Origin of the sequence: Streptomyces tamarix (assembly GCF_032423885.1) — a bacterium.
GTDB lineage: Bacteria > Actinomycetota > Actinomycetes > Streptomycetales > Streptomycetaceae > Streptomyces > Streptomyces tamarix.
In genome coordinates this window covers 77,323-89,697 of record NZ_JAWCTQ010000003.1, presented here as the reverse complement: position 1 = coordinate 89,697, position 12,375 = coordinate 77,323, and the positions used below count along the sequence as shown (strand labels likewise).

At 72.4% G+C, this 12,375-nt stretch carries 10 protein-coding genes; 4 read left to right on the top strand and 6 right to left on the bottom strand.

Annotation, left to right across the window (positions count from 1 at the left end; all coding sequences use genetic code 11):
* Positions 1-23: 23 nt before the first annotated feature.
* On the bottom strand, positions 24-605 hold the full coding sequence (locus RND61_RS03740) for a cellulose binding domain-containing protein (RefSeq protein ID WP_315876201.1): 582 nt from the start codon (positions 603-605) through the stop codon (positions 24-26).
* A gap of 256 nt (positions 606-861) precedes the next feature.
* On the opposite strand from RND61_RS03740, the gene RND61_RS03735 reads away from it, so the two are divergent.
* Together RND61_RS03735 and RND61_RS03730 are read left to right on the top strand one after the other, a co-directional pair.
* Positions 862-3,780 (top strand): glycoside hydrolase family 48 protein, encoded by a 2,919-nt coding sequence (locus tag RND61_RS03735; RefSeq protein ID WP_315876200.1) that lies wholly within the window; start codon positions 862-864, stop codon positions 3,778-3,780.
* Between the two features lie 159 nt (positions 3,781-3,939).
* Positions 3,940-6,642, top strand: coding sequence for a cellulose binding domain-containing protein (locus RND61_RS03730; protein WP_315876199.1), 2,703 nt, complete (start codon positions 3,940-3,942; stop codon positions 6,640-6,642).
* Between the two features lie 457 nt (positions 6,643-7,099).
* On the opposite strand, the gene RND61_RS03725 is transcribed toward RND61_RS03730, so the two are convergent.
* The 5 genes from RND61_RS03725 to RND61_RS03705 form a co-directional block, all read right to left on the bottom strand.
* Complete coding sequence (locus RND61_RS03725; RefSeq protein ID WP_315876198.1) at positions 7,100-7,513, bottom strand: hypothetical protein; 414 nt, start codon at positions 7,511-7,513, stop codon at positions 7,100-7,102.
* A gap of 439 nt (positions 7,514-7,952) precedes the next feature.
* On the bottom strand, positions 7,953-8,558 hold the full coding sequence (locus tag RND61_RS03720; protein ID WP_315876197.1) for a hypothetical protein: 606 nt from the start codon (positions 8,556-8,558) through the stop codon (positions 7,953-7,955).
* Entirely contained in the window at positions 8,528-8,671 is a 144-nt protein-coding gene (locus RND61_RS03715) for a hypothetical protein (protein WP_315876196.1), read from the bottom strand. The genes RND61_RS03720 and RND61_RS03715 overlap by 31 nt, the downstream gene beginning before the upstream one ends.
* 137 nt (positions 8,672-8,808) lie before the next feature.
* Positions 8,809-10,044 carry a helix-turn-helix domain-containing protein gene (locus tag RND61_RS03710; RefSeq protein WP_315876195.1) on the bottom strand — a complete coding sequence of 412 codons (1,236 nt, stop codon included), beginning with the start codon at positions 10,042-10,044 and terminating at the stop codon, positions 8,809-8,811.
* Between the two features lie 193 nt (positions 10,045-10,237).
* Entirely contained in the window at positions 10,238-10,621 is a 384-nt protein-coding gene (locus RND61_RS03705; protein WP_315876194.1) for a DoxX family protein, read from the bottom strand.
* Between the two features lie 185 nt (positions 10,622-10,806).
* Between RND61_RS03705 and RND61_RS03700 the strand changes: the two genes are divergently transcribed.
* Positions 10,807-11,280, top strand: coding sequence for a carboxymuconolactone decarboxylase family protein (locus tag RND61_RS03700; RefSeq protein WP_315876193.1), 474 nt, complete (start codon positions 10,807-10,809; stop codon positions 11,278-11,280).
* Positions 11,281-11,441: 161 nt separating this feature from the next.
* A complete protein-coding gene (locus tag RND61_RS03695; protein ID WP_315876333.1) occupies positions 11,442-12,365 on the top strand; it encodes an RNA polymerase sigma-70 factor in 924 nt (307 codons plus the stop codon).
* Positions 12,366-12,375 lie beyond the last annotated feature (10 nt).

The window sequence follows — 12,375 nt, the reverse complement described above, 5'->3', positions numbered from 1 at the left end:
GTGGACCGGCACGCGGCCCTGGACTACGGGGACTCGCCGGCGGAGCGGTTCGCACCGAGCAGCCGGCGGGTCGCGCCGTTCTGGTCGAAGGGTTCGTCACCCCTCATGGACGGCACGGGCGGTTCGCCACCCGTCGCCGGCGGGCGGGACGGGTCCGCCGCGCCCCCCGGCTCCGCGCCGCGCACCGTGCCGTTCGGCGTGAACGCCGTCGGTGCGGGGCGGGAACCGGAGTACGGGGCGATGGACCCGGCCGTGACGCCGGAACCCGTGCCGAGCACCGCGTGCCCGCTCCCGTCCGCCGCGGTCACCGGGACCCCGCACGGGGACCACCGAACGTCCCGGCCCCGTGCGGCCCACCGGCCGCCCGGGAACACGGACCCGGAGCTCCGGCCGTACGGCGCGGAGCCGTTGCCGGTGATCGTGACGGAACCCCGGAAACCGCCGGCCCACCGGCCGACGGCGGAGTGCTCCACCGTGCGGATCGGAGTGCGGAACGAAGTGGCGGTCGGGGCGGCGGACGCGGGGTCCGCCGGTGCGAGGACCGTACCCGCCGGGGCGAGCGCGGCTCCCGCGGAGAGCGAAACAGCACGCGGGGGGTGTCGCATGAGCGACTCCTTGCAGATCAGGTGCGTACCTGACAACGCACCGACTGGATGGAACCGCTCCCACTGGTGCCGCTGACCGTAGCGCCCCTCCGCCGTCAAGCAACAGAGGGAGGAAAAAGTTTTTCTTTCGAACTTCTTCGAGACTTCAAGGACCTTGACCGCGCACCGGGGCCTCCTCATAGTGGGAGCGCTCCCACTGGTTCAAGGCTTGTCACCCCACCTCCTGCCCCCACAGAGCCGCTAGGAGAGACACCGCATGTCGCCAGGACCACGTACGGGTCAACGCAGACGGCTGACCACCGTCCTGGCCGCGGTCCTCGCCCTTCCCCTGGGCATGACCGCGGCCAACGGCGCACCCGCCGAGGCGGCCGCCGCAGCCGTGCAGTGCAGCGTCGACTACAAGACCAACGACTGGGGCTCGGGCTACACCGCCGAGCTCACCCTCACCAACCGGGGTACCGAGGCCCTCAACGGCTGGACCCTCCGCTACGACCAGACCGGCAACCAGCGGCTCTCCAACGGCTGGAACGGCACCTGGTCCCAGTCCGGCAAGACCGTCACGGTCACCAACGTCGACTGGAACCGGACCGTCGCCGCCGGCCAGGCCGTCACGACCGGCGCCCAGTTCACCTACAGCGGCAGCAACGCGGCGCCCACCAGCTTCACCGTCAACGGCACCGTCTGCGCGGGCGCCCACCAGCCGCCCATCGCCGTGCTGACCAGCCCCGCGCCGGGCGCCACCTTCACCGCGGGCGACCCGGTCCCGCTGGCCGCCACCGCGGCGGCCGCCGACGGGGCCACCATCAGCAAGGTCGAGTTCTACGACGACACGACCCTGCTCGGCACGGACACGACCTCGCCGTACACCTTCACCGCCCAGGGCCTCGCCGCAGGCACCCACTCGCTCTACGCGAAGGCGTACGACAGCCAGGGCGCCGCCGCCGAGTCCGCGCCCGTCGGCATCACCGTCGCCGCCGGGCCGGCCCTCGTCGCGTCCCCCGCCCAACTCGGGGTGCGCCAGGGCGAGTCCGCCACCTTCGACGTGAAGCTCTCCACCCGGCCGTCCGCGAACGTCACGGTCACCGTCGCCCGCGCCTCGGGCAACACCGGCCTCACCGCGGCCCCCGGCACGCTGACCTTCACGCCGACCAACTGGAGCACCGCCCAGAAGGTGACCGTCACCGCCGCCGCGTCCGGCACCGGTTCGGCCGTGTTCGCCGTGACGGCCCCCGGCCACACGAAGGCCGAGGTCACCGCCACCCAGCTCGACGGCGACTCCACGTACGACGCCCGCTTCCTGGCCATGCACGCCAAGATCACCGACCCGGCGAACGGCTACTTCTCGCCGGAGGGCATCCCGTACCACTCGGTCGAGACGCTGATCGTCGAGGCGCCCGACCACGGCCACGAGACGACGTCCGAGGCGTACAGCTACCTGATCTGGCTGCAGGCCATGTACGGCAAGGTCACCGGCGACTGGACCAAGTTCAACAGCGCGTGGGACACCATGGAGAAGTACATGATCCCCACCCACGCCGACCAGCCGACCAACGACAAGTACAACGCTTCCAAGCCGGCCACGTACGCCCCCGAGCACGACCTGCCGTCGCAGTACCCCTCGCGCCTCGACGGCGGCGTCCCCGCGGGAGTCGACCCGATCGCCGGTGAGCTGAAGAACGCCTACGGCACCTCCGACGTGTACGGCATGCACTGGCTCCAGGACGTCGACAACGTCTACGGCTTCGGCAACGAGCCCGGCAAGTGCTCCGCCGGCCCGTCCGCCACCGGCCCGTCGTACATCAACACCTTCCAGCGCGGCCCGCAGGAGTCGGTCTGGGAGACCGTCACCCACCCGACCTGCGACAACTTCACCTACGGCGGACGCAACGGCTACCTGGACCTGTTCACCGGCGACGCGTCCTACGCCAAGCAGTGGAAGTACACCAACGCCCCCGACGCCGACGCCCGCGCGGTCCAGGCCGCCTACTGGGCCGACATCTGGGCCAAGCAGCAGGGCAAGGGCTCCGCGGTCGGCGGCGTCGTCGCCAAGGCCGCCAAGATGGGCGACTACCTGCGGTACTCGCTCTTCGACAAGTACTTCAAGAAGGCCGGCAACTGCGTCGGCCCGACGAGCTGCCCCGCCGGCACCGGCAAGGACAGCGCCCACTACCTGATGTCCTGGTACTACGCCTGGGGCGGTGCCACCGACACCTCCGCCGGCTGGGCCTGGCGCATCGGTTCCAGCCACTCCCACAGCGGCTACCAGAACCCGCTCGCCGCGTACGCGCTCAGCGAGTACGCCCCGCTGAAGCCCAAGTCGGCCACGGGCGCCCAGGACTGGGCGACCAGCCTGGACCGGCAGGTCGAGTTCTACCGCTGGCTCCAGTCCGACGAGGGCGCCATCGCGGGCGGCGCCACCAACAGCTGGCAGGGACGCTACGCCACCCCGCCGGCCGGCACGCCCACCTTCTACGGCCTCTTCTACGACGAGAAGCCCGTCTACCACGACCCGCCGTCCAACCAGTGGTTCGGCTTCCAGGCGTGGTCCATGGAGCGCGTCGCCGAGTACTACCACCAGAGCGGTGACGCCCTCGCCAAGAGCGTCCTCGACAAGTGGGTCGACTGGGCCCTGTCGGAGACCACCATCAACCCCGACGGAACGTTCCGCTTCCCGTCCACCCTCCAGTGGTCCGGCAAGCCCGACACGTGGAACGCCTCCTCGCCCGGCGCCAACGCCGGCCTCCACGTCACCGTCGCGGACTACACCAACGACGTCGGCGTCGCCGCCGCGTACGCCAAGACCCTGACGTACTACGCCGCCAAGTCCGGCGACGCGGACGCCAAGCGGGTCGCCAAGGCGCTCCTCGACGGCATGTGGCAGCACCACCAGGACCCGCTGGGCATCGCCGTCCCGGAGACCCGCGCCGACTACAACCGGTTCGACGACCCGGTCTACGTCCCCAGCGGCTGGACCGGCACCATGCCCAACGGCGACCGGATCGACTCCACGTCCACCTTCGCCTCGATCCGTACCTTCTACCAGGACGACCCCGCTTGGTCGAAGGTCGAGGCCTACCTGAAGGGCGGCGCCGCGCCGGTCTTCACGTACCACCGCTTCTGGGCGCAGGCGGACATCGCCCTCGCCATGGGCTCGTACGCGGAGCTTCTCGAATAGCCCCGCGCTGACTCCGCGTACGTCACAGCCGGGTGGGCCGCGCTGCCCGTGGTCCGCCCGGCTTCCGCACGTCCCCGTACGTGCCGGCGCGTCGCCGTACGCGCCGGCACGTTCCCCCCTCCCGCACCCCCGCACCCGCACGCCCCGAGAGGAAGCACCGTGCGCAAGAAGTGGAGCCTGCTCACCGGACTGGCCCTCGCGGCCGGTCTGCTCACCGCCGGACCACCCGCCGTCCACGCCGCGCCCCGGGCCGAGCCCGCCCCGCGCGCCGCCGTCGCCGCCGACACCTACACGTGGAAGAACGTCCGCATCGACGGCGGAGGCTTCGTCCCCGGCATCGTCTTCAACCGCTCCGAGAAGAACCTCGCCTACGCCCGCACCGACATCGGCGGCGCCTACCGCTGGCAGCAGTCCACCAAGACGTGGACGCCGCTGCTCGACCACATCGGCTGGGACCGCTGGGGCCACACCGGCGTCGTCAGCATCGCCACCGACTCCGTCGACCCGGACCGCGTGTACGCCGCCGTCGGCACGTACACCAACAGTTGGGACCCCGGCAACGGCGCCGTCCTGCGCTCCACGGACCGGGGCGCCACCTGGAAGAGCGCCGACCTGCCGTTCAAGCTCGGCGGCAACATGCCCGGGCGCGGCATGGGGGAGCGCCTCGCCATCGACCCGAACCGCAACAGCGTCCTCTACCTCGGCGCGCCCAGCGGCCACGGCCTGTGGCGCTCCACCGACTCCGGCGCCACCTGGTCGGAGGTCACCGCCTTCCCCAACCCCGGCAACTACGCCCAGGACCCCTCCGACACCAGCGGCTACGGCTCCGACAACCAGGGCATCGTCTGGGTCACCTTCGACGAGTCCACCGGCACGGCCGGGCAGGCCACCCGCACCCTCTACGTCGGCGTCGCCGACAAGGAGAACTCCGTCTACCGCTCCACCGACGCCGGCGCCACCTGGTCCCGGCTGCCGGGCCAGCCCACCGGGCTCCTCGCCCACAAGGGCGTCCTCGACGCGAAGAACGGCCGGCTGTACCTGGCGTACAGCGACACGGGCGGCCCGTACGACGGCGGGGACGGCGCGGTCTGGCGGTACGACACGAAGGCCGGGACCTGGCAGGACATCACCCCGGACGCCGACCCGTACTACGGCTTCAGCGGCCTGAGCATCGACCGGCAGAAGCCCGGCACGGTCATGGTGACCGGCTACAGCTCCTGGTGGCCCGACACGCAGATCTTCCGCACCACCGACAGCGGGGCGACCTGGACCCGGGCGTGGGAGTTCACCTCGTACCCCAACCGCTCCGACCGCTACACGATGGACGTGTCCTCGTCGCCCTGGCTCAGCTGGGGAGCGAACCCGTCCCCGCCCGAGCAGACCCCGAAGCTCGGCTGGATGACCGAGGCCCTGGAGATCGACCCGTTCGACTCCAACCGGATGATGTACGGCACCGGAGCCACCGTCTACGGCACCGAGAACCTCACGCAGTGGGACAGCGGCGGCAAGATCACCATCAAGCCGATGGTCCAGGGCCTGGAGGAGACCGCCGTCAACGACCTGATCTCCCCGCCGTCCGGCGCCCCCCTCATCAGCGCCCTCGGTGACATCGGTGGCTTCCGCCACACGGACCTCACCAAGGTCCCGGCGATGATGTTCACCTCGCCCAACTTCACCAGTTCGACGAGCCTCGACTACGCCGAGACGAAGCCGGACACCGTCGTGCGCGTCGGCCACCTCGACTCCGGCCCGCGCATCGCGTTCTCCACCGACAACGGCGCCAACTGGTTCGCCGGGCAGGAGCCCTCGGGCGTCTCCGGCGGCGGCACGGTCGCCGCGGCGGCGGACGGCAGCCGCTTCGTGTGGAGCCCCGACGGCACCGGCGTCCACACGACGTCCGGGTTCGGCGGCGCGTGGACCGCGTCGCAGGGCATCCCGGCGGGCGCCGTCGTGGAGTCCGACCGCGTCGACCCGAAGAAGTTCTACGGCTTCAAGGCCGGGACGTTCTACGTCAGCACGGACGGCGGCGCGACGTTCACCGCCAAGGCCACCGGCCTGCCCGCCTCCGGCAACGTCCGCTTCAAGGCCGTCCCCGGCCGGGCCGGCGACATCTGGTTCGCCGGCGGCACCGCGGGCGCGTACGGGCTGTGGCGCTCCACCGACTCCGGGGCGACGTTCACCAAGGTCAGGGGCGTGGAGGAGGCCGACACGATCGGCTTCGGCAAGGCCGCGCCCGGCGCCTCGTACGACACGCTCTACACGAGCGCCAAGATCGGCGGGGTGCGCGGCATCTTCCGCTCCACCGACACCGGCGCGACCTGGACGCGGATCAACGACGACGCCCACCAGTGGGGTTGGACCGGCGCCGCCATCACCGGCGACCCGCGGATCTACGGCCGGGTGTACGTGTCGACGAACGGCCGCGGCATCGTCTACGGCGACACCTCCGACGCGGGCGGCCCGACCGACCCGCCGGACCCGACCGACCCGCCGGATCCGACCGACCCGCCGGTGCCCGCGGCCTGCCAGGCCACCTACAAGGTGACCAACCAGTGGCAGGGCGGCTTCCAGGCCGACGTGACCGTCAAGAACACCGGCACCACCGCCTGGAGCGGCTGGCAGGTCGGCTGGACCTTCCCCGACGGCCAGCGCGTCACCCAGGGGTGGAACGCGACGTACAGCCAGTCCGGCACCGACGTGACGGTCGCCCCCGCAGGCTGGAACGCACGCGTCGAACCGGGCGGCACGGTCGCCTTCGGGTTCACCGGCTCATGGTCGGGGACCAACCGGCCCCCGACCGCGATCAAGGTGAACGGCGCGCCCTGCGCGACGGCCGCGCCCACGGGCACCACGGCCCCGTGACCCCCGGCCGGGACGCCCCTCCGCGTCCCGGCCCCATGGGGAAACCCACGTACGGGGGCCGGTGGGAGGGCGTTGACCTTCATACCGCGTGATGGACGTGGAGGCGATGTCCTCGGCACCGGTCCCGACCCGGCGTCGGCGGGGTCTTTTTCAGTACGCGGACGGGTTCGACCGTGTGGCCCTGGCCCGTGTTTCACGGGCCAGGGCGGTCAAGGGTCAGTTCGCGGGCTGGCCCGAGCCACTGCAGGTGGAGCCGTCCGGACCTTGGTGGATGGTGGTGGGCTGGCCGGTCTCAGAGCCCACGATGGCGCCGCAACTGGGGCAGGAGCCCGCACAACGGGCGGGGTCGAAGCGATGAGCCGGGTCACACGTGCACATATCAGTCCTCCAGAGGCGTGGTGGTGCTGACAGGTGGTGCGGTGGTGCGCTCCCTGGTGCCGCGCGGCTCCGGGGAGGGTCAGAGGACGCGGGCGAAGATCCGTGCGCCGTTGTGGAAGGTGAGCGTGAGCCCCTTCTGCCCACCCGGCTGGGAGCGGGTCGACCAGCGCTCGATGCCCGCCACCTCCGGGCACTCGGCCAGGGCGAGGGCCGCGGCCAGCCATGCCTCGGGCTCGTCACCGGCCTGCGGGGCGGGCCCGGCGGGGACGGGCGTGCCGTGCACCGGCTCGTCCGCGAAGCCCTCGTGCTTGGCGCCGTCGGGAAGCTGCCCGGTGAACTGCCACCGTGTCTCACGGCCGCCGCCCTGGAGCGTGATGGCGACCCCGTACGGGTGCGAGGAGTCACCCGCCTCGGCGAGGGTCTGCACGCGGCTGGCGGTGGGCTGGTTCTTGACGACGTCGATGACGAATTCGGTGAAGCGGGCAGGGCGCATTTGTGATCATTTCCTCTCGTCGCGGCCCGGACAGTCTAGGGGCGGTGGCCGGGGGTCACAGAGCAGTGGAACACCCGTGTGAGGCGGTGTTCGTGCGGAGGGAGGCCGTTGCCGGGCCGGGTACGCGGGCGGGACCGGGCGCCCGCGCGGGCCGTGCCACCCTCCGACATTCTCCGGGCGCGTGAAGCGGGCCGTGACCCCGAACAGGGTGCCGGGGCGGCCCCACCGCCAGACAGCTCCGGCGCCCACAGGCGCGGTACGGGTCTCCCCGTAGGGGAAGAACCCCACCCCATAGGGGACATGCACGGGGCCTCCCTCCCGGACGGGGACGCCCCGCCCCGGTCGCCGTCCAGCCCGGTCGCTGTCCGGCCGGGGCGAACGCCCGGAGCGGGGCCTCGGCCCGGCGCGCCGGGGCCGGTGCCGCGCCGGACGCGGCCGGTCACTTCCCGGCGACGGCGCACGCCTCGTGGGCCGGTACGCGGTGCCCGCCCCCGTCCGGGCCGGGCCGATGCCCGCTGGTGGTGGGCCCGGGCCGGCCGCACAGCCCGCACCACAGGGGACCCTCCTCGTCCGGGGCTGCGGTCGTCAGTGCCTCGAAGAGGGTGAGGGGGTCGGTGAGGGTGTCGGAGCCGTCCGGTGGTGTCAGCCAGTACAGGTCCGGCGGGTCGACGGGTTCCGGGGAACGCGCGTCGGCGGGGGCGGGGGAGCGTGTGTCGGGTGCGGGGACGCACACCATGGTGCCGTCCGTCAGGTGGGCCGTGCCGCGTGCGCCCCAGCCGTCCGTGGGCGGGACGAGGAAGAGGACGGCGCCCCGGGCGGTGTCTCGGAACGCCGGTCCGTGTACCAGTTCCAGGGCGAGCAGGCCGGTGGTCTCGGGGACCTGGACCGCGTCCCACCGAAGGCCGGTCTCCAGGGCGGCGCGGCCGTGTCGCAGGAGCAGCCGCAGGGCGTGGTCGGGCGCGGGGTGCGCCTGCGCCAGCCACTCCCAGGCGGCGTAGGGGTCGGGGGTGCCGGTCACGGTGCGGCGCAGCGGGAACACGAGCACGGCGGATACCGCAGCGTCGCGGGCGGCCCGTCGTTCGGCTCGATCCGCCTGCGCTCCCGCACGGTGACGGTGCTGCCGTCGGGGCGCACCGCGTACACCCGAATCGTCATCACGGATTCACTCTCCGTCGGTACCGGTGGTGATGGGGATGGCACGACGGTAGGAGCGATCGGCGGTGACGAGGGGGAGGGTTCCTCCCCCCTCGCGGCGGGGGAGGGGCCCTCCCCCACGGCTCGGGGAGGAGTCCTCCCTACACCGGTACGCCGACTTCCAGCGCCAGGCGCCGGGCGTCCTCGCGTACGACCGGCGGAGCGGAACGCACCAGGTCGGGCAGGGCCGAGCGGGCGTGGTTGTTGTACTGGACGGTTTCCGGCGACTCCTCCCACGCTTTCCTCAACAGGTGCACGGCGGCGACTGCTTCGCCTTGCCGGCCGTACGCGCGGGCCGCCTCGATCAGGTGGTACGAGCGTCGCGTCGCGGAGGGGACCGTGCTCAGGTCGAGGGACGCCGCCGCGTCGAGGGCTTCGCCGGGCCGAGTCAGGTCGTTGTGCATGGTCAGCTTGTACGCGTGCACGATGCCCCGTCCGAAGATCAGCCACGGGTGCGCGTAGTCGTCACCGAGGCGTTCGGCCGCGTGGTCGGCGCGGTCCCAGTACCGCCATGCCTGGCCGTGTCGGCCGATCCTCGCGAAGGAGAGCGCGGCCGCCAACTGAAGCAGTCCCCACCGGGCGAGGTCCTCCGGGTCCTGGTCCCGCCGCAGCAGGCCCGACGCCGCCTCCACGAGTTCGACGCGGGCCTCTGTCGCTTCGCCCGCGTCGCGGTAGACGTGGTTCATGTACCAGGCAGCCGCGGCGATGGCCTTGGGGCTGTCCGCGTCCTGTGCTGCCGCCATCGCCCGGTCACCGGTCAGCATCACGAGGTCCGGGGCGGGTTGGAAACTGAGGAACAACTGGGCGAGGTGGTACGCCTGGGCCTGCGCGACGAGGGCGCGCCGCCGCTCGGGGCCCTCGTACGTCTTCACCGCGTACCGGGTGTCCGCGAGAAGGTCGGGCAGCAACTGGGCGATGCGGGACCGGTGACCGGTGGTCCCGGCCTCGTCGGCGCGGTGCCACATCCGCCATGCGCGCCGCACACGCGCCATGAGAGTGTCGAGCGGTTCCGGTTCCTCGTCACGGGGCGCGAGCTGGTACGTGGCGAGGGCGCGCTTCACCAGGGGCAGGTCCGCGTGCGCTGTCTTGCCGTACGTGGTGGATGAGATGCGCCTCTCACCCGTGAGGTCCGCGAGGTCGTCGACACCGAGGACCTCCCCCAACCGGAGGAGCATGGGGAGACGGGGCATCCCGATCGACCCGTTCTCGATGCTCTTCACCCAGTCGGTCGATCTGTCCACCAGACCGGCGAGCACGGGGCGGCTGAGCCCCGCGCGCTCCCGTGCGCGGCGGACGCGCTGGCCGAAGGTCAGTGGGATGTCGGTGCGGTCAGGCATGCTGAGCTCCGTTCTGACGTAGGCACTCAGAACGCTACTCGCCCCACGCGAAGGGGAAATATCGAAAGCACCCCGGCTTTCGCCGTGTTGGGAGAGGCGGTGGGGCGCTTTCTCCGTGGCGCCGGGCCCGTCCGCCCCGTTGCCGTGCCACCGGGCTGTTCCCGGGGGCCTCCGGCTCGCTCGGTGTGCGTGGTCAGCCGGTGAAGGGCTCGGGGCCGAAGCGGCCCCACGCGGCGAAGGCGGACAGGGCGAGGTAGAGCAGGTCGCCCGCGACCGTCGCCCTCTCGCCGCGGCGGAGCCGCATGGTCGCCGCACCGGCGAACAGCAGCACGAGTCCCGTGGCGGCCCACGGCACCAGGACCGGCGCGATGCCGAGCGCGGCGGGCAGGACCAGGGCCGCCGCGGCCAGGAGTTCGACGGCGCCGATGGCCTTGAGGGCGCCCGGGCTGAAGTCCTCGACCCATTGGGCGGAGGCGCCCATGCCTACGAGCTTCTCCTTGGGCACGAACATCTTGGCGCTGCCGACCAGGCAGACGAAGGCCAGCAACCCAGTAGTGATCCACAGCGCGAGGTTCATCATCAGCTCCTTGATCGGGATTCGCCCGCGCCCCTGGGACGAGCCGGTGACCCGGCCTGTGACACGACCGGACTCCGACTGCCGGGAGACGCAGGTCACACACCTCGCCGTGTCACAGGGGGCCGGGCTGCCCCGTCTCGGGGATGTGGCCACCGACGGCCACCGGAACCACGGAGGAGCCCACCATGGACGCACGACTGAACTACATGGCCAGCCCGACCGGCGGAAAGGTCCTCAAGCACTTCATGGCGGCGGGCCGGGCGCTCAAGGAGACGTCGCTGCCCGCCGCGACGCAGGAACTGGTGGCGCTGCGCGTGAGCCAGATCAACGGCTGTGCCGTCTGCATCGACATGCACACCAAGGAGGCCGCCGCGGCGGGCGAGACGTCGGTGCGGCTGAACCTGGTCGCGGCGTGGCGGGAGGCCACGGTCTTCACCGAGGCCGAGCGTGCCGCGCTGGAGCTGGCGGAGCAGGGGACCCGGGTCGCGGACGCGGCCGGCGGGGTCAGCGACGAGGTCTGGGCGCGTGCCGCGAAGCACTACGACGAGGAGCAGCTCACCGCCCTGGTGATACTGGTGGCCTTCATGAACACGGCGAACCGGCTGAACGTCATCGCCCAGCAGCCGGCCGGCGACTACGTGGCCGGGCAGTTCCACTGAACGACAGCACCCGTCCCGGGCCCGGGACCGCGGCCCGGGGCGGCGTCCCGGGCCGCGCCGGGCCGGACGGCCCCCACGGGGCGTCCGCGCCGGAGGCCGGGCGGGGCGGGAGGACGCGGAGGGAACCAGACGTGAGCGAACCAGACGCGAGCGAGCCAGCCGTGAGCAAGGTCGAGGAGTTCGAGGAGCTGCGGCCGCTGCTGTTCTCGATCGCCTACCGGATCCTGGGCAGCGTGGGCGAGGCGGAGGACGCGGTGCAGGAGACGTGGCTGCGCTTCGACGGCTCGGCGACCCGGCCCACGTCGACCAAGGCGTTCCTGTCGACCGCGGTGACCAGGATCTCCATCGACGTCCTGCGCTCCGCGCGGGTGCGCCGGGAGGCGTACGTCGGGCCGTGGCTCCCCGAGCCGCTGCTCAGCGATCCGTACCAGGACCCGGAACGCTCGGCGGAGCTGGCCGACTCGGTGTCGATGGCGGCGCTGCTCCTGCTGGAGCGGCTCAGTCCGCTGGAGCGGTCGGTGTTCGTCCTGCGGGAGGTGTTCTCCTTCGGTTTCGACGAGGTCGCCGAGGCGGTGGGACGGTCGGAGGCCGCGTGCCGGCAGTTGCTGGTGCGGGCGCGGCGGCACATGCGGGCCGGGCGTCCGCGTTTCGCCGCGGACCGCCGGGAGCGGCAGGAGCTCGCGGAGCGGTTCTTCGACGCGCTGAGGAGCGGCGACGTCGACGGGTTGCGGAACCTGCTGTCCGCCGACGTCCACCTGGTCGGGGACGGCGGCGGCAAGGCCCCGCAGCTGGCCAGGGCCGTCGTCGGCGCCGAGAAGGTGGCACGGCTGCTCGCCGGCGTCTACCCGCTGATGGCCCGGATCGACGTGACGTTCGAGCCGTGCGAGGTCAACGGCCAGCCCGGCGCGGTCTTCCGCGACCGGGACGGCAAGGTCCTCCACACCCTGGCCCTCGACGTGCTCGACGGGCGGATCCAGGCCATCCGCTCGGTGATCAACCCCGACAAGCTCGACCACCTCGGCCCGGTCGCCGACGCCTGGGCCCTCGACCGCGAGGTGAAGCAGGTCCGCCGGCGGATGCGCTGACCGCGCCCGC

Excerpts from the sequence above, each read along its gene's own strand:
- RND61_RS03740 (WP_315876201.1), bottom strand. The coding sequence starts at position 605 with ATGCGACACCCCCCGCGTGCTGTTTCGCTCTCCGCGGGAGCCGCGCTC.
- RND61_RS03735 (WP_315876200.1), top strand. The coding sequence starts at position 862 with ATGTCGCCAGGACCACGTACGGGTCAACGCAGACGGCTGACCACCGTC.
- RND61_RS03725 (WP_315876198.1), bottom strand. The coding sequence starts at position 7,513 with ATGCGCCCTGCCCGCTTCACCGAATTCGTCATCGACGTCGTCAAGAAC.
- RND61_RS03710 (WP_315876195.1), bottom strand. The coding sequence starts at position 10,044 with ATGCCTGACCGCACCGACATCCCACTGACCTTCGGCCAGCGCGTCCGC.
- RND61_RS03705 (WP_315876194.1), bottom strand. The coding sequence starts at position 10,621 with ATGAACCTCGCGCTGTGGATCACTACTGGGTTGCTGGCCTTCGTCTGC.
- RND61_RS03700 (WP_315876193.1), top strand. The coding sequence starts at position 10,807 with ATGGACGCACGACTGAACTACATGGCCAGCCCGACCGGCGGAAAGGTC.